Annotated in this window: 19 protein-coding genes; 10 read left to right on the forward strand and 9 right to left on the reverse strand. The window is 66.7% G+C overall.

The window, feature by feature from the left end; all coding sequences use genetic code 11:
* Positions 1-4: 4 nt before the first annotated feature.
* Positions 5-883: an endonuclease/exonuclease/phosphatase family protein gene (locus tag FXN65_RS00465; RefSeq protein ID WP_151131141.1), complete on the forward strand. Its 879-nt coding sequence runs from the start codon at positions 5-7 to the stop codon at positions 881-883.
* The gene (locus tag FXN65_RS00470) at positions 880-2,823 is read left to right on the forward strand and encodes a GGDEF domain-containing protein (RefSeq protein WP_151131142.1); all 1,944 of its coding nucleotides are present in this window, start codon (positions 880-882) and stop codon (positions 2,821-2,823) included. The genes FXN65_RS00465 and FXN65_RS00470 overlap by 4 nt, the downstream gene beginning before the upstream one ends.
* 4 nt (positions 2,824-2,827) lie before the next feature.
* Here FXN65_RS00470 and FXN65_RS00475 read toward each other — a convergent pair whose 3' ends face one another.
* Positions 2,828-4,246, reverse strand: coding sequence for a DASH family cryptochrome (locus FXN65_RS00475; RefSeq protein ID WP_151131143.1), 1,419 nt, complete (start codon positions 4,244-4,246; stop codon positions 2,828-2,830).
* A gap of 255 nt (positions 4,247-4,501) precedes the next feature.
* Here FXN65_RS00475 and FXN65_RS00480 point away from each other — a divergent pair, with 255 nt between their 5' ends.
* Together FXN65_RS00480 and FXN65_RS00485 are read left to right on the forward strand one after the other, a co-directional pair.
* A complete protein-coding gene (locus FXN65_RS00480) occupies positions 4,502-5,095 on the forward strand; it encodes a MarC family protein (protein ID WP_151131144.1) in 594 nt (197 codons plus the stop codon).
* Complete coding sequence (locus FXN65_RS00485) at positions 5,092-5,871, forward strand: N-acetylmuramoyl-L-alanine amidase (RefSeq protein ID WP_151131145.1); 780 nt, start codon at positions 5,092-5,094, stop codon at positions 5,869-5,871. The genes FXN65_RS00480 and FXN65_RS00485 overlap by 4 nt, the downstream gene beginning before the upstream one ends.
* A 159-nt stretch (positions 5,872-6,030) precedes the next feature.
* On the opposite strand, the gene FXN65_RS00490 is transcribed toward FXN65_RS00485, so the two are convergent.
* The 3 genes from FXN65_RS00490 to FXN65_RS27815 all read right to left on the reverse strand — a co-directional run bounded on the left by FXN65_RS00490 (position 6,031) and on the right by FXN65_RS27815 (position 9,658).
* Positions 6,031-7,806 carry a KinB sensor domain-containing domain gene (locus FXN65_RS00490; protein WP_151131146.1) on the reverse strand — a complete coding sequence of 592 codons (1,776 nt, stop codon included), beginning with the start codon at positions 7,804-7,806 and terminating at the stop codon, positions 6,031-6,033.
* 14 nt (positions 7,807-7,820) lie between these two features.
* Positions 7,821-9,167, reverse strand: a complete 1,347-nt coding sequence (algB, locus tag FXN65_RS00495; RefSeq protein ID WP_151131147.1) for a sigma-54-dependent response regulator transcription factor AlgB — start codon at positions 9,165-9,167, stop codon at positions 7,821-7,823.
* A 335-nt stretch (positions 9,168-9,502) separates the two neighbouring features.
* Positions 9,503-9,658, reverse strand: a complete 156-nt coding sequence (locus FXN65_RS27815) for a hypothetical protein (protein WP_178119255.1) — start codon at positions 9,656-9,658, stop codon at positions 9,503-9,505.
* Between the two features lie 380 nt (positions 9,659-10,038).
* On the opposite strand from FXN65_RS27815, the gene FXN65_RS00500 reads away from it, so the two are divergent.
* From FXN65_RS00500 to FXN65_RS00510, 4 genes are read left to right on the forward strand one after another with little or no spacing between them, the layout of a single operon-like run.
* Positions 10,039-10,278 (forward strand): hypothetical protein, encoded by a 240-nt coding sequence (locus tag FXN65_RS00500; protein ID WP_151131148.1) that lies wholly within the window; start codon positions 10,039-10,041, stop codon positions 10,276-10,278.
* Positions 10,279-10,299: 21 nt separating this feature from the next.
* The gene (locus FXN65_RS27820; RefSeq protein WP_178119256.1) at positions 10,300-10,449 is read left to right on the forward strand and encodes a hypothetical protein; all 150 of its coding nucleotides are present in this window, start codon (positions 10,300-10,302) and stop codon (positions 10,447-10,449) included.
* 26 nt (positions 10,450-10,475) lie between these two features.
* Positions 10,476-10,637: a DUF1328 domain-containing protein gene (locus tag FXN65_RS00505; protein WP_151131149.1), complete on the forward strand. Its 162-nt coding sequence runs from the start codon at positions 10,476-10,478 to the stop codon at positions 10,635-10,637.
* A 9-nt stretch (positions 10,638-10,646) separates the two neighbouring features.
* The gene (locus tag FXN65_RS00510; protein ID WP_151131150.1) at positions 10,647-11,120 is read left to right on the forward strand and encodes an Ivy family c-type lysozyme inhibitor; all 474 of its coding nucleotides are present in this window, start codon (positions 10,647-10,649) and stop codon (positions 11,118-11,120) included.
* Between the two features lie 235 nt (positions 11,121-11,355).
* Here FXN65_RS00510 and wrbA read toward each other — a convergent pair whose 3' ends face one another.
* On the reverse strand, positions 11,356-11,952 hold the full coding sequence (wrbA, locus tag FXN65_RS00515) for an NAD(P)H:quinone oxidoreductase (protein WP_151131151.1): 597 nt from the start codon (positions 11,950-11,952) through the stop codon (positions 11,356-11,358).
* Positions 11,953-12,259: 307 nt separating this feature from the next.
* On the opposite strand from wrbA, the gene gltP reads away from it, so the two are divergent.
* Positions 12,260-13,582, forward strand: a complete 1,323-nt coding sequence (gltP, locus tag FXN65_RS00520) for a glutamate/aspartate:proton symporter GltP (protein WP_151131152.1) — start codon at positions 12,260-12,262, stop codon at positions 13,580-13,582.
* A 192-nt stretch (positions 13,583-13,774) separates the two neighbouring features.
* Positions 13,775-15,001, forward strand: a complete 1,227-nt coding sequence (locus tag FXN65_RS00525) for a nucleoside recognition domain-containing protein (protein ID WP_151131153.1) — start codon at positions 13,775-13,777, stop codon at positions 14,999-15,001.
* Between the two features lie 53 nt (positions 15,002-15,054).
* On the opposite strand, the gene FXN65_RS00530 is transcribed toward FXN65_RS00525, so the two are convergent.
* From FXN65_RS00530 to FXN65_RS00545, 4 genes are all read right to left on the reverse strand, one after another.
* On the reverse strand, positions 15,055-16,098 hold the full coding sequence (locus FXN65_RS00530) for a DUF5924 family protein (protein WP_151131154.1): 1,044 nt from the start codon (positions 16,096-16,098) through the stop codon (positions 15,055-15,057).
* Between the two features lie 93 nt (positions 16,099-16,191).
* Complete coding sequence (locus FXN65_RS00535) at positions 16,192-16,695, reverse strand: GNAT family N-acetyltransferase (protein WP_151131155.1); 504 nt, start codon at positions 16,693-16,695, stop codon at positions 16,192-16,194.
* 60 nt (positions 16,696-16,755) lie between these two features.
* Entirely contained in the window at positions 16,756-18,348 is a 1,593-nt protein-coding gene (locus FXN65_RS00540; RefSeq protein WP_151131156.1) for a methyl-accepting chemotaxis protein, read from the reverse strand.
* Positions 18,345-20,594 carry a putative bifunctional diguanylate cyclase/phosphodiesterase gene (locus FXN65_RS00545; RefSeq protein ID WP_151131157.1) on the reverse strand — a complete coding sequence of 750 codons (2,250 nt, stop codon included), beginning with the start codon at positions 20,592-20,594 and terminating at the stop codon, positions 18,345-18,347. Before FXN65_RS00545 ends, FXN65_RS00540 begins: the two co-directional genes overlap by 4 nt.
* Between the last annotated feature and the right edge of the window lie 104 nt (positions 20,595-20,698).

Here is a 20,698-nt window from a genome sequence, read left to right on the forward strand (position 1 = left end):
CCCGATGCTGCGACGCTGGGTGGGTGAGCGGGCGGCGAGCTCGTGCGATGCACGGGTGAACCCCCACTGCGACAGGGGCGGGCTGCCCGCCAATGGCCGCCTGCGCTTGCTCAGTTTCAACATCCAGGTCGGTATCAACACCGAGCGATACCATCACTACCTGACCCGTGGCTGGCAGCACCTGCTGCCGCACACGGGCCGCGCCGGAAACCTCCAGCGCATCGGCAGTCTGCTTGGCGACTACGACCTGGTCGCCCTGCAGGAAGCGGACGGCGGCAGCATCCGCTCCGGCTTCGTCAACCAGGTCGAGCATCTCGCCCAGCTTGGCGACTTCCCCTACTGGTACCAGCAGCTCAATCGCAATCTCGGGCGCCTCGCCCAGCACAGCAATGGCCTGCTCAGCCGCCTGCAGCCCAGCCTGCTGGAGGACCATCCCCTGCCGGGGCCGCCCGGTCGTGGCGCGATCCTGATGCGCTTCGGCAAGGGCTCCGAGGCTCTCGCCGTGGTGATGATGCACCTGTCCCTCGGCGCGCGTACCCGCACTCGCCAACTGGCTTACATCCGCGAACTGGTGGCCGGCTACCGCCACCTGGTGCTGATGGGCGACATGAACACCCACGCCAACGACTTGCTGGAACGCTCGCCGCTGCGCGAGCTGGGCCTCCTGGCCCCGCAGGTCGAGGCGACCTTCCCCAGCTGGCGGCCACAGCGCTGCCTCGACCACATCCTGCTCAGCCCCAGCCTGACCCTGGAGCGGGTGGAGGTGCTCAGCCAACCCATTTCCGACCACCTGCCCGTGGCCGTGGACATTCGCCTGCCCGTCGAACTGCAGGCCGACCTGCCCCTGGCCCTCAGCCAACCCAAGCGCGGAATCCCTGCATGAGCGATGACGCCCAGCGCTGGAAAGCCAGATACCTGGAAAACCTCGAACAGCAGGAGAAGCTGGAGAAGCGCTGGGATGCCCGCCTCGACCTCCTGCGTCGCGGCCTGGTGCGCAGCTCCCTGGCGGCCGAGGGCTCCGACAAGGCAGTCGACCAGTGCATGCAGGAGCTGCGCGAAATCATCCGCGGCGAGCAGATGGACGCCGGCCTCGCGGCCCTGATTCCGCGCCTGGAAAAGGCCGTGCTGGACTCCGAGCAACGCCGCCAGCAGCGCGTGGAACAGAACGTCAGCGCCCTGACCGGCATCACCAGCCGCCTGCTTGCCCTTGACCTGCCCCGTGACGTGCGCAAGGGCCTCAAGCAGTTCGCCAAGCGCATCGACGAGCGTGCGCGCCAATCCCGCGAGCTGCCTGCAGTGCTGGCTGAATTGGGCGTGCTCCAGGGCCAGGCGCTGCAAGCGCTTGCCCGCGAAGACGCGACGGTCGCCAGGCCCGGCCTGCTGCAACGCCTGTTCGGCAACGGACGCGACGAGCCTTCGGCCGAAGCCGCCCCTGCGTCAGCCGTTCCTGCCGCTCCGCAAGTCCAGGAGCGTTCCCCGGCGGGCGAAGCCGCTCCCCGGGCCGAGGCCCTGCCCGAGCCGGTTGACCACCCGACGCCGACCGACGCAGATCCTGCTGCCACCCGCCCGCTGCCAGCGCCTGTCGAACCCGCGCCCGCAGTGCCCGTCTCGGTTGCCCCAGCGCGCAGCAGCACCCTCGACAGCCTGCCGCTGGCCGCCTCCATCCTGACCGGAGAGGGTGACCCCGAGTACGCCCTGCCGGCCCAGCCAGAGCCCGGCTACAGCGCCATCGCTCCCCACGTGGCCGACAGCCTGCGTTCACTGCTGGATGAGCTGGACCTGCCCGAACATCACCAGCCCCAGGCAGCATTGCTGCGCCAGCGCCTGGAGGGTGGGCTCAACTGGTACGAACTGGTGCCGGTGCTGGATGACTTCGGCGTGCTGGTGCTGGCGGTGACCGACAATGGTCACCGCGAGTTCGCCGGTTATCTCAAACAGCTCAACCAGCGGCTGGCGCTGTTCCTCGAAAACCTCAGCGCCGCCCAGGAAGGTTATGCCGAGTCGCTGGACAGCGCCCGCGCCCTGGACGACCAGCTGCGCGAACACGTCAGTGGCCTGCAGGCCAGCGTGCAGGACGCCACCGACCTCGACCATCTCAAGCAGAGCCTCGAGCATCGCCTCGACGGCTTGCTCGACACCATGAACCGCTACCAGCAACAACGCTCGGCCCGCGAGCAGGAAGTGGGCGAGCGCTTGCAGGTACTGATGACGCGGGTGGCAGCCATGGAAGACGAAGCCAGGGTCTTCCACGACAACCTCGAGGTCCAGCGCCAGAAGGCCCTGCAGGACCCCCTGACCGGCCTGCCCAACCGCGCTGCCTGGAACGAGCGCCTGGAGATCGAACAGGCGCGGCAGCAGCGCTACGGCGGCGACCTGCTGCTGGCGGTGATCGACATCGACCACTTCAAGCGCATCAACGACGGCTTCGGCCACCTGGCCGGCGACAAGGTGTTGAAGATCATCGCCGGCGAACTCAGCCGGCGCCTGCGCAAGACCGACTTCATCGCCCGCTTCGGTGGCGAGGAGTTCGTCCTGCTGCTGCCTTCCACCCCCGTGGACGGCGGCGAGCGATTGCTGGAGAACCTGCGTGCGGCCATCGAGGCCTGCCCCTTCCACTTCAAGGGCGAGCGGGTGTCCATCACCCTCTCCGCCGGGCTGACCACCCTGATGGCCGGTGAGCCCAGTGACGCCGCCTTCCAGCGTGCCGACCAGGCGCTCTATCGGGCCAAGCACCAGGGGCGAAACCGCGTCGAGCTGGCGCTGGTGCAGCCGCCGTCCGGAGGTGGCGAAGCCGGCGCGCGGGGCGTGCCTCAGCCGGTCTGAGCCCTCAGGCCGCGCTGGAGAGATAGGGCTTCCAGGTTTCCGGAATGTGCTCCAGGCGCGGATAGTCGAGCCCGGCGAACTGGAGTTCGCTGAGCATGAACGGCGTGTGCCGCTGTTCAATCGGCAGGCCGCGCAGCTCGGGCAGCCAGAGGCTGACGTAGGTCGCTTCCGGATCGTACTGGCGAGCCTGGCGCAGGGCGTTGAAGGCCAGGGCGCGTCGCGGGTCGCTGGCGACGCCGGCGAGGTAGGCCCAGTTGCCCCAGTTGCTCGCCGGGTCGTAGTCCAGCAGGTGTTCCTCGAACCAGGCCGCGCCGTAGCGCCAGTCCTGCTGCAGGTCGTTGACCAGGTAGGCCGCGACTATCTGGCGGCCGCGATTGGACATCCAGCCGGTCGCCATCATTTCGCGCATGCTGGCGTCCACCAGCGGCATGCCGGTACGCCCGTTGCACCAGTGCAGGTAGCGCTCATCGAGGTTTTTTGGTGCCCGTGCCGTGGCTTTCAGCCCATCCGCGCGGAACAGGGCGTTGCCGTAGCGCAGCAGTGTCCAGCGGAAGAACTCGCGCCAAAGCAGCTCCATCCGCAACTGCTGGGTGGACTCGCTGCGGCCGTGCTGCGCTTCCAGGCGGTGCAGCTCGGCGGCCACGCGTCGCGGCGACAGGCTGCCGTTGGCCAGCCAGGGCGACAGCTTGGACGAGTACGCGTTGCCGATCATGCCGTTGCGCGATTCCAGGTACTGGTGCACGCCCTGGGTTTCCCACAGGTAGTCGCGCAGCCGCGCCAGTGCCGCGGGCTCGCCGCCGGCGAACGGAAAGGCGGTGGCCGGCACCCCGAGGGGTTCGCCCAGGCCCAGGCGGGACAAGGTCGGCAGTGGTTCCATCAGGCTGGCTGCGCCACTGGGCAGCGGCGGCAGGCTGTAGGGGGCGGGGCGTGGCTGGAACACATGGATGCGCGTTTCCAGCAGATCGCGGAACTGGTTGAAGGCCGAGGGCAGCTCGTTCAAGGGACGGGGCAGCTCTTCCTCGCGCAGCAGGTTGTTGCCCGGCAGCTCGCTCAGCTGCACGCCCAGGGCATGGCGCACCCGGCGCAGCTCGTCGCGCTCGTAGGGGGCTATCTCTTCCAGGGTCAGTACCTCATCCAGTCCGAGGTGCTCCACCAGGGCGGGAATCACCAGTTCGGCGTGGCCCTGCACCACCATCAACCGTGAGCCATGCTGGCGCAGGCCGGCATCCAGCGCCGCCAGGCTTTCCAGCAGGAAGCGCGCGCGATGCACGCCGAGCCGGCGCGCGCCGAACCGCGAGGGACGAAGCAGGGCGGGATCGAAGACGTAGAGCGGCAACAGGCGATCGGCCTGGAGCGCCGCCTGCAGCGCCGGGTGATCGTCGAGCCTGAGATCCTGCTTCAACCAGAGCAGCGCGCGGCGCATGGCGATTTCCTCGGCTGGGAACCCCTAGCTACAACATTAACTGCAGCCTGAAGAAGCCACGCCGCCGTTCATCCCGGCTCGAAGTCCCCATGTCCGATAACGACGGTGGCCTCAGGCTATAATCCGCGCCCTTTGGCCAGGCGTCGCGCCAGGGAAGATTTCGCAACAGGTTCGCCACCAGGGAGTGCGGCCTGTGCGCAGACGACGGCGCAACCGGCCATTACACTTCTGCCCATTGGTTCAGGGGAGCACCTCATGGAAATCCTCGGCATTGCCGTTCTGATCTTTCTGGTCACCGACCCCTTCGGCAACATCGCCATCTTCATCGCCGCGCTCAAGGGAGTGGCCCCCGAGCGCCGCCTCAAGGTGGCCCTGCGCGAGCTGCTGTTCGCCCTCGCCCTGCTCCTGCTGTTCCTCACCTTCGGCGACAAGATCCTCAGCGGATTGGGCCTGTCCCGCGAATCCATCGCCATCGCAGGCGGCATCATCCTCTTCATCATCGCCCTGCGGCTGATCTTCCCGCGCCCGGAAGGCGTGCTCGGCGACCTGCCCGGCGGCGAGCCGATGCTGGTGCCCCTGGCCACCCCGGCGGTGGCCGGCCCATCGGCCCTCGCCGTGCTGATGACCCTGCGCAACACTCACCAGGGCGAACTCTGGGAACTCTATGTCGCGGTGATCCTGGCCTGGGCCTGCACCGCCCTGATCCTGTTGCAGGCTGCGTTCCTGCAGCGCTTCCTCGGTGACCGCGGCCTTATGGCCGTGGAGCGCCTGACCGGCATGCTGCTGATCATGCTCAGCGTCGACATGCTGCTCGACAACCTGCAAAGCGTCCTTCACCTGAACCCATGAAGACCCTCGTTCTGAGCCTTGCATTCCTACTGCTGGGTGGCTGCGCCGGCGGGCTGCGCATCGACGACAGCCAGCGCTCGGTGAGCCAGAGCAGTCGCGTGCAGTACGTGGTGCTGCACTACACCTCCACCAACATGGAGAACTCCCTGCGCCTGCTGACCCGCGACGGCGTCAGCAGCCATTACCTGATCGGCGACCACCCGGCGAAGATCTACCGCCTGGTGGACGAAAACCGCCGTGCCTGGCACGCCGGGGAAAGCGAATGGCAGGGCCGCACCTGGTTGAACGCCAGCACCATCGGCATCGAACTGGTCAACGATGGCTATCGCGAAGCCCCGGGTGGCCGGGTCTACCAGCCTTACAGCGACGAGCAGATCGATGCCCTGATCCTGCTGCTCAAGGACATCGTCCAGCGCCACAACCTGCCGCCGGGCAGCATCATCGGCCACAGCGACATCGCCCCCCAGCGCAAGGTCGATCCGGGCCCGCTGTTCCCCTGGAAGCGGCTGGCCGACGTCGGTCTCGTGCCCTGGCCGGATGCCAACGCGGTGGCCCGCGAGCAGGCGCGCTTCGTCGCGGCCCTGCCCACCGTCGGCTGGTTCCAGCAGCAGCTGCTGCGCCAGGGTTACACCACGCCGCAGACCGGCGTGCTGGACAAGGAAACCCGCAACGTCATCGCCGCCTTCCAGATGAAGTACCGCCAGAAGCTGTTCGACGGCCAGCCCGACGCCGAAACCGCCGCGTTGCTGCTGGTGCTCAATGGGATGCGGCACTGAGCCCGGGCGCGTGCAGGAGCTGCTTTTTCGTAGGAGCGAATTCATTCGCGAAGGGCAGCTCCGCTGCCCGATTTTCCCAGCCCCGCTGGACGGTCCTTCGGCCCGTTTCGCGAATGAATTCGCTCCCACAGGTCTCGGCCGGCAATTCTTGGCCTGGGATCACACAGGCAAGGTCATATAGAACTGCGCCCCCTGCCCCGGCCGTGAATAGAGGCCGACGCGCCCGCCATGCAGCTGCACGATCTCCTTGCACAGCGCCAGGCCCAGGCCGGCGCCGCCCTTGCGGTGGCCGACCTGCACGAAGGGTTCGAAGATTCGCGCCTGTTGGCTGTAGGGCACACCGTCGCCGTCGTCCGCCACGCCTAGCAGCACCCGTTCGCCGTGACGCCGGGCCTGCAGGCGGATCTGTCCGCCGTCCGGGCTGTGGCGGATTGCGTTGCCCACCAGGTTGTCCAGCGCCCGCTCGATCTGCAGGCGGTCCAGCTTCACCCGTGGCAGCGGCGGGTGCAGTTCCAGCTCGATCCCGATACCGCGTTCGCTGGCCTGGGCGCTGTAGCGCTGGCGCAAGGCACAGAGCAGTTCTTCCAGGTCGCAGGGTTCACGCTCCAGGGCCTGCACGCCGCTCTGGTAACGGGAGAAATCCAGCAGGTCGTTGATCAGCCGCACCAGCCGCTGCATCTCTTCGTCCACGGTTGCCAGCAGGTCGGCCTCGCGGCTTTCCGGGTCGAAGCGCAGCCGCTCGTTGAGCAGACCGAAGGCCATCTGCATGCCGGTCACCGGCGTCCGCAGTTCGTGGGAGGCGCGCAGCACGAACTCCTTGCGTACCCGTTCGAAGGCGCGCTCCTCGGTCACGTCGCGCAGCACCATCACCCCGCCCAGCACGCGCCCGCCCTCCAGCGCCACCGGGACCATGCGCCAGCTCAGCAGGCGCTGCTCGGCTTCGGCCATGACCACCAGGTCCTCGGGCTCGTCCTCCAGAGGATCGCCGCGCAGTACGCGCTGGGCCTGCTCGTCCAGTTCCGCTCGGCCGAGCGCCTTGGACAGGAGGTGGCCATGCGGCACTTCCTCCCAGGACAGCTGCCGCTGGGCCACCGGATTCGCGTGCTGGATGCGTCCCTGGCGATCGAGGATCAGCAGGCCATCGTCAATGCTGTCGAGCACCGCCTTGAGGCGCTGTTGCTCGCCCAGCAGTTTCTCCACGTTGGTTTCCTTGAGCAGGCGCAGGGCCTCGGTCATCAGGCCGAAGCGGCGGATCAGCGCAGCCATCTCGTTCACCGGCGACAACGGCAGGGTGACCTGGAAATCTCCCCGCCCCACCTGGTCGGCCGCCTTGGCCAGGGCGTCGATCGGCGCACCGAAGCGACGGGCGATACCCTGGGCGGTGATGAAACCGATCAACAGCACGGCGCCGCTGACCAGCCCGAGCAGCCCGGCGATCATCCGGGCGCGGTCACGGGTCGCCGTTTCCGCCGTCCTGACGATGGACAGGGAATGACGTTGCAGCTCCGCCAGGTTGGCGCGCAGGGCGTCGAGGGCGCGGTCGGTCTCGCGCTGGTCCAGCAGGGTCGTGCGCAGGCTGGCAGGCTGGCGCACGACATCGAGGAAGACCTGGTAGGACGCTGCGATCTTCTCGAAATGCTCGTGGGCCTGTGGATCGGAGGTCGAATCCAGACCTTCCTTCAGCGCCTCCATGAACCTCTGTTGGGCGTCCTGCAGGGCCGCGACGTCCACTTCCTCGCCCAGCAAGTTGACCATCTGGTCGCCCAGGTGCTGGCGCATACGCTGGCCGATGTCGAGGGTCGAGAAAGACTGGTTGATCAGCCGCTCCCGGGAGCCGGCGATCTGGGTCACGCTGACCAGCCCCAGCAACAGGCCCACGAGGGCGACGGTGATCAGTGCCGAGATGCTCAGGAACAGCCGCGTGCGCAGTCGCATGGCCTTTGCCTCGTTCAGAGGCCGTAGAGCTTGCGCTTGCGGTACAGGGTGGAAGCGTCGATGCCGAGGGTGCGGGCGGCCTGGTCCAGGGTGTCGCTGCTGGCCAGCACCCCGGCGATATGCGCCCGCTCCAGTTCCTCCAGGCTCAGGGGCCCACCCACTCGCGGCGTGTTGGCGGCGGGCGTGTCGCCCAACCCCAGGTGGCTGACGTCCACCACCTCCTGGTTGCAGATGATGCTGGCGCGTTCGATCACGTTGCGCAGCTCTCGCACATTGCCTGGCCAGCGGTAACCCTGCAGCGCCGAGATCGCCGCCTCACTGAAGGCGCGCGCGGGGCGCCCGTAGTCGCCGACGAAGCGCGCCAGGAAGCGCTCGGCGAGGTCGAGGATGTCTTCGTGGCGCTCCCGCAGCGGCGGCAGGCTCAGGGCGATCACATTGATGCGGTAGAGCAGGTCCTCGCGGAAGCGGCCGTCGCGGGACATCTCCTCCAGGTCGAGGTTGGTGGCGGCGAGGATGCGCACGTCGGCACGGCGGGTCACCGGGTCGCCCACACGCTCGTATTCCTTGTCCTGGATGAAGCGCAGCAGCTTGGGCTGCAGGCTCAGGGGAAAGTCGCCGATCTCATCGAGGAACAGGGTGCCGCCGTCGGCCTGGCTGACCCGGCCGAGGGTGCTTTCGCTGGCCCCGGTGAAGGCGCCGCGGTTGTGGCCGAACAGCTCGCTTTCCATCAGGTCTGCCGACAGCGAAGGGCAGTTGACGGTGACGAAGGACTTCTTCGCCCGCTTGCTCCAGCCGTGGATGGCGCGGGCCAGCTCACCCTTGCCAGTGCCGGATTCGCCGAGGATGAGGATGTTGGCGTCGGTGCCGGCCACCTGTCGTGCGGTTTCCAGCACCGTCATCATCGACGGGCTCTCGGACGCCAGGCCTTCACCGGCGCGGCGCATCTCGCCCTCCAGGGCTTCCAGGCGCGCGGTGAGCTGGCACATTTCCAGCTGCTTGGCCGCAGCCATGCGCAACTGGTCCGGGCTGCAGGGTTTGACCAGGTAGTCGGCGGCGCCGGCCTGCATGGCGTCCACCGCCGTATCCACGGCCGAGTGCGCGGTGACGATCACCACGCGCATCCAGGGCGCCTGTACGCGCATCTGCGCCAGCACATCCAGGCCGTTGTCCTCGCCCAGGCGCAGGTCGAGGAAGCACAGGTCGAACACCTGCCGTTGCAGGATCGCCTCGGCCTGCGCCGCGCTGCCCGCCGTGGCGACGCTGTAGCCCTCATCCTCGAGGCAGTAACGGAAAGTGCGCAGGATGGCGGCTTCGTCATCCACCAAGAGAATTCGTCCCTGGTTCTCGCTTGCCTGTTCCATGATCTCGCTCCATTTCCGAGTCATAGAAAGTTAGTCCAAGAATCATCGTGCAAGTTGCACGCGCTTTTCCTACACGGCTTGCAGCATGCAAGCGCAGGAACACTGGGCTGCAGGTCCAGATTGCTGATTTCCGGGGATTTCCGGCACGGGCGTTGCCCCTTTTCCCTTACCTGAATGCGGAAAGGGTCGATTCCTGTGGGGGCCTTTTCCCAACCAGGTGCGCTCCCTTCGTACTCGCCCGAACCCCCGCTGGCGGGCCCACACTTCTTGCTCGGCCTGGTGGGGATATTCGGTCTGCTCGGGCTGCTCTCTGAATGGCCGCCGAATGAGTGGGGTCAATCCACCTGGAGCGATTTCGGTCGCCTGATGCCATGAATCCAGGAACTACCGGGGCCGGTGAGGAACATCGCCGTCACCCCGGGCTCCGCCTTGCGCAGCTGGTTCGGGCTGCCGGTGTGGCCAGCCATGAAGAAATATCGTGCAAGTTGCACGCACTTTTCCGGCAGGCCTTGCAGCATGCAAGCGAAGGAAGTCGTGAGCCGGACGCTAATACGCTGATCGATAAGGAAATTCTTCAACTTGAAAGACTGGCACAGGCCTTGCGAGATCCCTGGTACCTGAAGGCGCGTCGGTCTTTCACCTCTTGTGACCGTTACACACCCCAGGACCACTCCGCCTGGAACAGGGAGGTTCCGGGCCTTTTGTCAGCGGTGATCCGTCCGGGGAGCAGGACGGGAATTTCCGTCGGAGCTGGCAGGGATGCCGGCGCAAGCGAGTGAATTTCCGATGTATTCAGGGCCCCGAGTGGCATGGGCCGTGCGCTCGTAGTCTCGAGGTCGATCGAACATCCGCCCAAGGGGAGGATTCGAGGATGAAGGGTTTCCAGTGGTGGTCGCCCAGTTGGCTCATGGTGGTGCTGATCGGGCTCGTGGTAGTGCTCGGCATGCTCGCTGACTATTTCCTGCGCGAAGGCGCCCGGCCTGCGCCGCTGCAGATTCCCGCAGTGGAACAGAGCAGCAGGACGGCGCCGGTTCGTGCCGACGGGCCGCTGCACGAAGTGAGTCAGCCCGCGCAGACCGAGGTCGTTACCCAGCTGCGCTGGGTCTTCTGAGTCCGCTCAAGGAGCTTCGCCATGTGGAGTCTTGCCGCTGTCCTGGCCTCTTCGCTGTGCTGCCTTGCCTCGCCGCGCGGTGCCTTCCTCGGGTTTGCAACATCCATCGACTCGACGCGCTGCGTCGTGCCGATCGTCAAGGTGCAGCCGTGCCGTCGGCCGCTGCGCTGAAAACGTCAAAGCAGAAGGAGAAGGCCATGTTGAGCTGGGCACTTACTTTTCTCGTCATTGCCATCGTTGCCGCCGTGCTGGGTTTTGGCGGCATCGCCGGGACCGCCGCGGGCATCGCGAAGATCCTCTTCGTCATCTTCCTGGTGTTGTTCGTGGTGTCCTTCATCATTGGTCGACGAGCGCCCTGAGGCGGTTGCATGGAATGCCTGGACAAGGTGCCGGTCGCCTGGCGCGCGGATTTGGCCGGCCCCTCGGCGCTGGCCGCCGACAGGGATGCCCAGCATCGGCTCAACGAATTGCCTGGCAGTGATCCCGGGTATCGGGAGACCTGGCAGGAGAGTGTGGAAGACAAGGGCGACAGGTTCCTGGTGGGCGAGCTCTGCGAAGCGAGGAGTTGCTGCAACCAGCACCGCTATGTCGCCTTCAGCTGGAACAAGGACGCCGTCCGGGGACTCTATGTGCAGGTACCGGATGGATTGCCGTCCGGTAAGTCGCCCAGTCGACATGCCAGTTTCCGCTGGCTCGGCGAGCCGGATGACGAAGTCCGGCGCATCCTCGACGAGCAATTGAAGGCGGACCCGAACTGGTATCGAGACCAGAGGGAACCAGGCCCGCCGATGGGCCGAGGGACCAGGGGGCCGGGTTGTTCCGCGTCGTCAGGAGCGGCGTGACCCAGGGGCAGAAGGGGTGCCTCCGCAATCATGCGGGCCAGGTCAGGAGAGCTGCTGCCGGGAGCTGGATAACCTCCAGCTCCCGGCGGGCAGCGGAAAGCGCCACGCAGCTACAGCACCCTATGAAGGGGCGATTTCAATCGCCTTGCAGAGCGGAGGTCCGCCTGCTGGCCTATCGGGGATGCTGTGCATCCCCTGGTGAATGAATCCGCCCCCACAGATTGTTCACCTTCGCTCACTGCATCTTGCTAGCCAAGGTCGCCACGTGTGCGCCCTGGAACTTCGCCAGGGCCAGTTCCTTGGCGCTTGGCATGCGCGAGCCGTCGGCACCGGCCACCGTGGCTGCGCCATAGGGCGAGCCGCCGCGCAGTTCGCTGATGTCGGTGAGTTCCGGTGCCGAGTAAGGCAGCCCGGCCAGCAACATTCCGTGGTGGGCCAGGGTATGCCAGAAGGAGGTGATGGTGGTTTCCGAGCCGCCGCCGGTCCCGGTGGAGGTGAAGACGCTGCCGATCTTGCCGATCAGCGCCCCCTTCACCCAGAGCCCGCCGGTCTGGTCGAGGAAGTTGCGCATCTGCGCGCTCATGTTGCCGAAGCGGGTGGGTGTACCGAACAGGATCGCGTCGTAGTCCGCCAGTTCCTGTGGACTGGCCACCGGCGCGGCCTGGTCCAGCTTCGCGCCGGCCTTGCGGGCCAGATCCTCGGGCATCGTTTCCGGCACGCGCTTGAGGGTGACTTCCACGCCCGGAACGCTGCGGGCACCTTCGGCGACCGATTCCGCCATGCGTTCGATATGACCGTACATCGAGTAATAGAGCACCAGGACCTTCTTCATTTCAGCTCTCCATCCGATCGAAATTCTGGGACCCGAGCGGGTCGGACCCAGACAGCCTAGATGGTGCTCACGCACTTTGCCGCCGTAGCTTCAACGGAATATCCCATGCCGGAAATGCTATTGCGCGGCCTCTGGAACCATCGTCCCATCTGGTTTTGGTCATGCCGATTCGGCATGGGGTAGGCGGTTACGGCATTAGACGATCGTTAGCCTCCTATGAATCATGTCGCCCCTTTTTGCGGTCCGCCCGGCCATCCCGGACGGTGCCGTGCTCCCGACTTCCACAAGAAATCAGAGGGTGACGACTATGACCAAGGCCAGACTGAGCCTCGCATGGCAGATTCTCATCGGGCTGGTGCTGGGTATCGCCATTGGCGCCCTGCTCAACCACTTCAGCGCGGAAAAGGCCTGGTGGATCGCCAACGTCCTGCAACCGGCGGGCGATATCTTCATCCGCATGATCAAGATGATCGTCATCCCGATCGTCATCGCCTCGCTGATCGTCGGCATCGCCGGCGTGGGCGATGCCAAGAAGCTCGGCCGCATCGGCCTGAAGACCATCATCTACTTCGAGATCATCACCACGGTGGCGATCGTGGTCGGCCTGCTGCTGGCCAACTTCTTCCAGCCCGGCTCCGGCATCGACATGAGCACCCTGGGTACGGTGGATATCTCCAGGTACCAGCAGACCGCCCAGGAAGTGCAGCATGACCATGCACTGATCTCGACCCTGCTGAACCTGATCCCCTCCAACATCTTCGCCGCCGTGGCCCGTGGCGAGATGCTGCCGATCATCTTCTTCTCGGTGCTGTTCGGCCTTGGCCTGTCCAGCCTGCCGGGCGAGACCCGCGAACCCCTGGTGAAGGTATTCCAGGGGGTGTCCGAGACCATGTTCAAGGTCACCCACATGATCATGGCGTACGCGCCCATCGGTGTTTTCGCGCTGATCGCCGTGACCGTGGCCAACTTCGGCTTCGCCTCCCTGCTGCCGCTGGCCAAGCTGGTGGTGCTGGTCTACTTCGCCATCGCCTTCTTCGCCTTCATGGTGCTGGGCCTGGTGGCCCGCCTGTTCGGCTTCTCCATCACCACGCTGATGCGCATCTTCAAGGACGAACTGATCCTCGCCTACTCCACCGCCAGCTCCGAGACCGTGCTGCCGCGCATCATCGAGAAGATGGAAGCCTACGGCGCGCCGCGTGCCATCAGCAGCTTCGTGGTGCCCACCGGCTACTCCTTCAACCTCGACGGCTCGACCCTGTACCAGAGCATCGCCGCGATCTTCATCGCCCAGCTCTACGGCATCGACCTGTCCGTTGGCCAGCAGCTGCTGCTGGTGCTGACCCTGATGGTCACTTCCAAGGGCATCGCCGGCGTTCCGGGCGTGTCTTTCGTGGTCCTGCTGGCCACCCTGGGCAGCGTCGGCATCCCGCTGGAAGGCCTGGCCTTCATCGCCGGTGTCGACCGCATCATGGACATGGCGCGCACCGCCCTGAACGTGATCGGCAACGCCCTGGCGGTGCTGGTGATCGCCAAGTGGGAAGGCATGTACGACGCCGAGAAGGGCCTGCGCTACCTGGCCTCCCTGCCGAGCGCCGAAGCCTCGCCCAAGGGGCGTGCGGTCATTGACTGAGATCGCGCCGCGCTGAACGAGAAAGCCCCGACCTGGTCGGGGCTTTCTGCTTTTATCTCCCCTCTCCTCTTCAGGGAGAGGGGCCGGGGGTGAGGGAGGATTGGTATTGCACGGACTCAAAGGCAGATTGAATTCGCCGCTGTACGAGCTGCCCCGCTAGAATCCGCCTCACTGATTTCTGGGGGACTGCAAATGCTCAACGGCCTGTGGCTGAGCTTCTTCCTGGTGGCGGCGGTGGCCGCGCTGGTGCGCTGGATCGGGGGGGACCCGGGGGTGTGGGCGGCGATGGTGGAAAGCCTGTTCGCCATGGCCAAGCTCTCGGTGGATGTGATGGTCCTGCTGTTCGGGACCCTGACCCTGTGGCTGGGCTTCCTGCGCATCGCCGAGAAGGCCGGCCTGGTGGATATCCTGGCGCGGCTGCTCGGCCCGTTGTTCGCCCGCCTGATGCCGGAGGTCCCGCGGGGGCATCATGCGCTCGGCCTGGTCACCCTGAGCTTCACCGCCAACGGCCTGGGCCTGGACAACGCGGCCACGCCGATCGGCCTCAAGGCGATGAAGGCGCTGCAGGAGCTCAACCCCAGCAGCATCTCGGCGAGCAACGCCCAGGTGCTGTTCATGGTGATGAACGCCTCCTCTTTCGTGCTGCTGCCGGTGACCATCTTCATGTACCGCGCCCAGGCCGGTGCCACGGATCCCGCCCTGGTGTTCCTGCCGATCCTCCTGGCCAACGCGATCTCCACCATGACGGCGCTGCTTTCGGTGGCCTTCATGCAGCGGATCAAGCTGACCGACCCGGTCCTGCTCGCCTGGTTCGGCGGCGCCGCGCTCCTGCTCGGCGGGTTCATGGCGGTGCTGGCCGGCCTGTCGGCGACCGCGCTGACGGCGCTGTCTTCGCTGCTCGGCAACCTGACCCTGTTCGCCCTGATCCTCTGCTTCCTGCTGATGGGGGCGCTGAAGAAGGTGCCGATCTACGAGACTTTCGTGGAAGGCGCCAAGGAAGGCTTCGACGTCGCGAAGAACCTCCTGCCCTACCTGGTCGCCATGCTGTGCGCCGTAGGTGCCCTGCGCGCCTCGGGAGCCCTGGACCAGTTGCTCGATGTCATCCGTTGGGCGGTGGAAGGCCTGGGGCTGGACAGCCGCTTCGTCGAGGCGCTGCCCACCGGCCTGGTCAAGCCCTTCTCCGGCAGCGCGGCGCGGGCCATGTTGATCGAGACGATCCAGACCCAGGGCGTCGACAGCTTCCCCGCGCTGGTGGCCGCCACCATGCAGGGCAGCACCGAGACGACCTTCTATGTGCTGGCGGTGTATTTCGGCTCCGTGGGCATCCAGCGTGCCCGCCATGCCGTGGGCTGCGCCCTGCTGGCGGACCTGTCCGGCGTGCTCGCGTCCATCGGCGTCTGCTACTGGTTCTTCGGCTGAGTCGCGATGTGCAGGAGCGAACTCATTCGCGAATGAATTCGCTCCTGCACATGTCAGTGGGGCTTGGGCGGCAGCTCGGATGGGGTGACCTTGAAGCGCAGGGTGCCGATCATCTGCCCCGCTTCAGTCAGGACCTGGACCTGCCAGCGCCCCACCGGGTTGCCGGGGAAATTCTGCTTGTGGGTCCAGGCGCGGTAGCCAGCTTCACGGCCGCCGTGGATGTCCAGGGCGATGCGGTCCACTTCGCGGCCATTGAAGCGCCACACGTGGTAGATGCGCTCGTTAAGCCCGCGCGGTGCATTGATCGAGGTGTAGGCGTACAAGCCCTTGCTGCGCAGTTCGGCGGCTCTGACTTCTTCCACGCCATCGCCCGGGGTGCGCTGGTGGTTATCCAGGTCCGGCGTCACCGCCACTTCGGTCAGCCAGAGCGTCGCCGGCGGCACCCAGACCCGCGTCACCCAGCCCAGCCCGCCCAGGGCCAGGATCAGTACCGCCAGGCCCAGCACCCGCCACCAGCGTTGCCCACGAAACACCCCGAGCAGGCTGACGAAGGACAGTGCGACGGCGGTGCCCAGTGCCCAGCGGTAGCTCTGCGCGGTGGTCTGCTGGAGGATCAGCGGCAGCGCGGCCAGCAGCACGGCGAACAGCGTCAGCGTGTGATAGGCCAGGAACAGCCAGCGTCGCGGCGCCAGGTGGCGGTTGTAGATCGGGTCGGTGATCGAGCACAGCGCCGCCACGCCCAGTAGCCCGGTGAACAGGGCCTGGCCGCTGTTCCAGCTGGTGGTGATGGCGAAGAACGGCAGCACGAAGAACAGGCTTTCCTGGTGGATCAGCTGGGTCAGGAAGCGCATCAGGGGTGGCGGCAGCTCGATGCCGAACAGGCGCTCGACGCTGCGTCGGAACAGGTTCTCCAGCATCAACCAGAGCCAACTCACCAGCAGCAGGATGGCGATCACCTTGGCCACCCGCGCGCCCCGGTCCACCAGGAAGAAGCTCGCCATGCCGGAGCAGAAGCCGTAGAGGGCGATCAGCCGTGGATGGCGTTGCAGCAGCTCGATGAGCTTGAGCACTTGGGGTTTGAAGGTGGACAGCAGCATCGGTCGCGACTGGGCTGGGGGCGAAGGCGCGCAGGATACTGCCCGCCGGGAGCCCTGAGAAGGCGCGCCGGCGCCGGGCTGACGGCCTGCGGCTCAGCCCAGCAGCAGGCGCATCTTCTGCGGCTGGTCGGTGCGGCCGTTGGGCAGGGTCACCGGCGGCAGGTCCGTCAGCCAGCGAAAGGCGAAGCGCTCGTAGAGGCGGATGGCCGTCGCGTTGGACTTCAGCACCGTCAGCTCCACCCGGCGCATGTCGAGCCGGCGGCAATGTTCGAGCGCCACTTCCATCAGGTTGCCGCCCAGGCCCCGGTTGCGGTGAGCCTTCTTAACCTGCATGCCGAGCACGCCGAAGTCTTCCCCGGAGCCATCCTTCATACCGCAGAAGCTCGCGGGGAAGACCTCGATGGACCCCACCAGGTCGCTTTCGACTTCGGCAACGAACTGCGGCAGGTCCAGTGGCAGCGAGCGCAGCAGCATCGCCCGCATCTGCTCGATGGGCGGCGCCTCGGCTCGCAGCAGGAACTCACCCTCGGCGCTGACCTCGGCGAAGAGGCGATGCAAGGCTTCGATATCGCTGATGCGCAGCTTCCTGATCGACATGGCGTCCTGCTCCGGGGAAATGCTGGCACTCTCGCCCAGGGTTCGATGTCTGGCAATGCTTCAGCCGTGCCGGTGGCGCCTCTCCCAGAATTGCTGGGCCAGTGCTTGCAGTTCCGCCGCCAGGTCCGCCACCTGGTGGGCGCTGTGCTGGCTGTGGCCACTGCTTTCGGCGTTGCTGTCGGCGGCGATACGGATGCTCGCCAGGCTGCGCTGGATCTCCTCGCTGGCGGCGCTCTGCTGCTCCACCGCGCTGGCGATCTGCAGGCTCATGCTGCTGATTTCGCTGACCTGGCCATTGATCCGGGCCAGGGAGTCGCTGGCGCGTAACGCCTGCCCCAGGCTCGCGGATGCCTGCCGGCAACTCTGCTGCATCGCTTCCACGGCATCGCCGGCGCCCTGCTGGAGTCTGGCGATCAGTGTGTGGATCTCTTCCGTGGAGTGCCGGGTCCGCGAAGCCAGGGCCCGCACCTCGTCGGCGACCACCGCGAATCCACGGCCGGCCTCGCCCGCGCGCGCCGCCTCGATGGCAGCGTTCAGCGCCAGCAGGTTGGTCTGTTCGGCGATGCTGCGGATCACCTCCAGGATCTGGCTGATATCGCCACTGTGGCTGCGCAGTGCCTGCACGGTGCCGCTGGCCTGGCGAACCTCTTCGTCGAGGCTGGCGATGTGCAGGCGGGTGGCATCCACTTCTTCCCGGCCGGCGCTCGCGGCAGCGTCGGTCTGGTCGGCGGCGGTGGCGCTCTGCTGGGCGCTGCGGGCCACTTCCTGGACGCTGCAGGCCATCTGCTCGATGGCACTGGCGACATGCTCGGTGTCCAGCTGCTGGCGGCGGGTCGCAGCGCTGGTGCTGGTCACCGACGACGCCAGGTGGCCGGCATGGCCCGCCAGTTGCCGGGCGGATTCGGCGATACGCCCGACCACGGCACCCGTTTCGGTTTCCAGCATGCGCATGGCGAAGTCGAGTTCGCCGAATTCGTCGGTCCGGCCGCAATAGAGCCACTGGCCGATGGGGTTGTCAGCGATGCGCCTGGCCTTTTCCAGCAGTGCGCTCAGGGGACGCAACTGCCAGTGGATCCAGGCACCGCAGACCCCGAGGCTGGCGAGGGCGGCGGGAACACCGGCCAACGGCAGCATGCCGTCGAGTAGCTGGGCGAGGCCCAGGCCGGAGAGGCCGGCAGCGACGCAACCCGCCAGCAGGCGTGCACCCAGGCCGAGGAGCGGACGCCGCAGGGCACTGGGTCGGCGCCCCTCCCGCAGGCTTGTGTAGAGCTGTTCTGCAGCTGCAGCCTGGACGGAATCGGGGCGGGTTCTCACCGACTGGTATTCCACCACCTTGCCGTCCCGCAGCACCGGCGTGACATAGGCGCTGACCCAGTAGTGGTCGCCGTTCTTGCAACGGTTCTTCACCAGCCCCATCCAGCTGCGGCCGTCCTTGAGGGTCTGCCAGAGATGGGCGAAGGCTTGCGGCGGCATGTCCGGGTGACGCACCAGGTTGTGGCTGCGCCCCAGCAGTTCGTCGCGGTCGAAGCCGCTGATGGCCAGGAAGTCGTCGTTGACGTGGGTGATGATCCCTTTCAGGTCCGTGGTGGAGAGGATGTTGGCATTGGCGTCGAACTCCACCGCTCGTCCGCTCACCGGCAAGTTGATCTTCATCGGCGGCTCCCCTGGCTATCTTCCCGGGGCCCGGTGGCCGGACCTGGCAGGCAGCCCTCGCCTTCGAACCCTTCCTCGCCCAGCAACAGCGGTTCGAGCATGCCCGGCGGCCGGGGGCGGCTGAACCAGTACCCCTGCGCGTAGCGGCAGTCCTGGCCAAGCAGGAAGTCCAGGTGGGCCGGGTCTTCGACGCCCTCGGCCACTACTTCCAGGCCGAGGCTGCGGCCCAGGCCGATGATGGCTCGGGAGATGGCGTTCAGTTCGGGATCGTCCGGCGCGCCGCCGATGAAGCTGCGGTCCACCTTGAGGATCTGCAACGGGAAGCGCTTGAGGTAGCCGAGGGAGGAATAGCCGGTGCCGAAGTCGTCCAGGGCCAGGCGGACCCCGAGCACGGCCAGTTCGCGCAGGCATGCCAGGGTCTCGGCGCTGTCCTGCATCAGCAGGCTCTCGGTGATCTCCAGCACCAGGCTGGTGGGGCGCAGCCCGCACTCGCGCAGGATGGCCGCGACCCGCTGGGCGAATCCTGGTTGCAGCAGCTGCCGGCTGGAGAGATTCACCGAGCAGCGCAGGTCCTGCTGGCCTGCCAGTTGCCAGCGGCGAGTCCGCCGGCAGGCTTCCCGCAGCACCCAGTCGCCGACCGCGATGATCTCGCCGGATTCCTCCAGCGCTGGAATGAACTGCAGTGGCGATTCCAGCCGGCCATTCCGGCGCCAGCGCAGCAGGGCCTCGACCGCGGTGACCTGCGGTCGGCTGCCATCGATGCGGCAGATCGGCTGGTAATGCAGTTCGAACTCTTCGCGGGCCAGCGCGTGGGCCAGGGCGTTGTGCAGGTCCAGGCGCTTCTGGGCGGCAGCCTGCAGTTCGGTGCTGTAGCGGGCGAACTGGGCCTTGCCGGCTTCCTTGGCGCGGTACAGGGCCAGGTCGGCGGCTTGGAGGGTATCCACCGCCTGCCCCTCGGCCAGCAGCCCGGTAATGCCGATGCTGGCGCTGACCGCCAGGCTGTGGTCGTCCAGGTGCAGGGGCTGGTGCAGGCTGTCGAGCATGCGCTGGGCGACCTGTTCGGCGTCGGCCAGGCAGGCCAGGTCGTCCAGCAGCACCACGAACTCGTCGCCGCCGAACCGCACCAGGTGGTCCCCCGGACGCAGGCAACGGGTAAGGCGCTGGCTCACCTCCACCAGCACGCGGTCACCCATGGCGTGGCCCAGGCTGTCATTGATCAGCTTGAAGCGGTCGAGGTCGATGAACAGCAGCCCGGCCTCCCTTGCCCCGGGACGCTGGCGACGTTGCAGTGCCTGTTGCAGCAACTCGTCCAGGCGCAGGCGGTTGGCCAGGCCGGTCAGGGGATCGTGGCGGGCGGCGTGGCGCAGTTGCTGTTCGGAGAGCTTGCGCTGGCTGATGTCGGTCTGCGAACCGGCCATGCGCCCTTGTTCCGCCACGCCGCGTACCAGCACCCAGAGGTAGGCCCCGTCGCGACGGCGGATGCGGTACTCATGGTTCAGCCAGGGCGTGTCGCCGCGCAGGTGGGCATCCACCGACTGGCGCAAGCCGGGCAGGTCGTCCGGATGAACCCGGCCGAACCAGCTGGTGCTGCCTTCGCCCAGGCTGTCGCGGCCCAGGCCAAGCATCGCCGCCCAGCGTTCGGAGAAGTAGATCCGGTCCGTTTCCAGGTCCCAGTCCCAGAGGCCGTCGTTGGCCCCGCGCAGGGCCCGGGCGAAGCGCGCTTCGCTGTCCTCCAGGGCCTGGCGTTGTGCGCTGCTGTAAGTGTCGATGGCCAGTGTCATGTCGAAGAACACTGCCTTCAGCAGGCTGGCGTAGATCCTTTGGTCCGCGCCTTCGCCCAGCAGTGCGCCGAGCATGTGATCCAGGTACAGGCGGTAGGCGCCCAGGTACCACTTGAGGTCCACCCCCACGTGCTGGTGCACCAGGCCCACGCGCAACCGGTCGAGCACATAGCCACGGTCGTAAGGACCGCGCCAGAGCCGCTGGTAGTAGTCGAGCTGGCTGTGCTTGAGGCGTTGAAGGGTGACGGGGTCGCGGAGGATGCCGGCGATGGGCCCGAACTGCGCCAGATGGTCGTACAGGCGTTCGACGAAGGCCTGGTGGCAGTCGTCCAGGCTTGCGCCCCGGCTGGCCAGGTGTGCCGCGTCCTCGTCCTGCCAGTCCAGATAACGGCAGCGCATCGTGACTTCCGCACGTGACAGGCCGATGCGGCCGAGCATTCCCTCGAGTTGTCGTTCCAGGCCCATGCATCCTCCCTTGGATGTTTTCTGCGGGCATAAAAAAAGCGCCGTGATCGACATCCCCGGAGGAGATGCCGATCACGGCGCTTTGTCTTGCAGGCCCCTAACGT

The organism is Pseudomonas lalkuanensis (assembly GCF_008807375.1).
Classification (GTDB): domain Bacteria; phylum Pseudomonadota; class Gammaproteobacteria; order Pseudomonadales; family Pseudomonadaceae; genus Metapseudomonas; species Metapseudomonas lalkuanensis.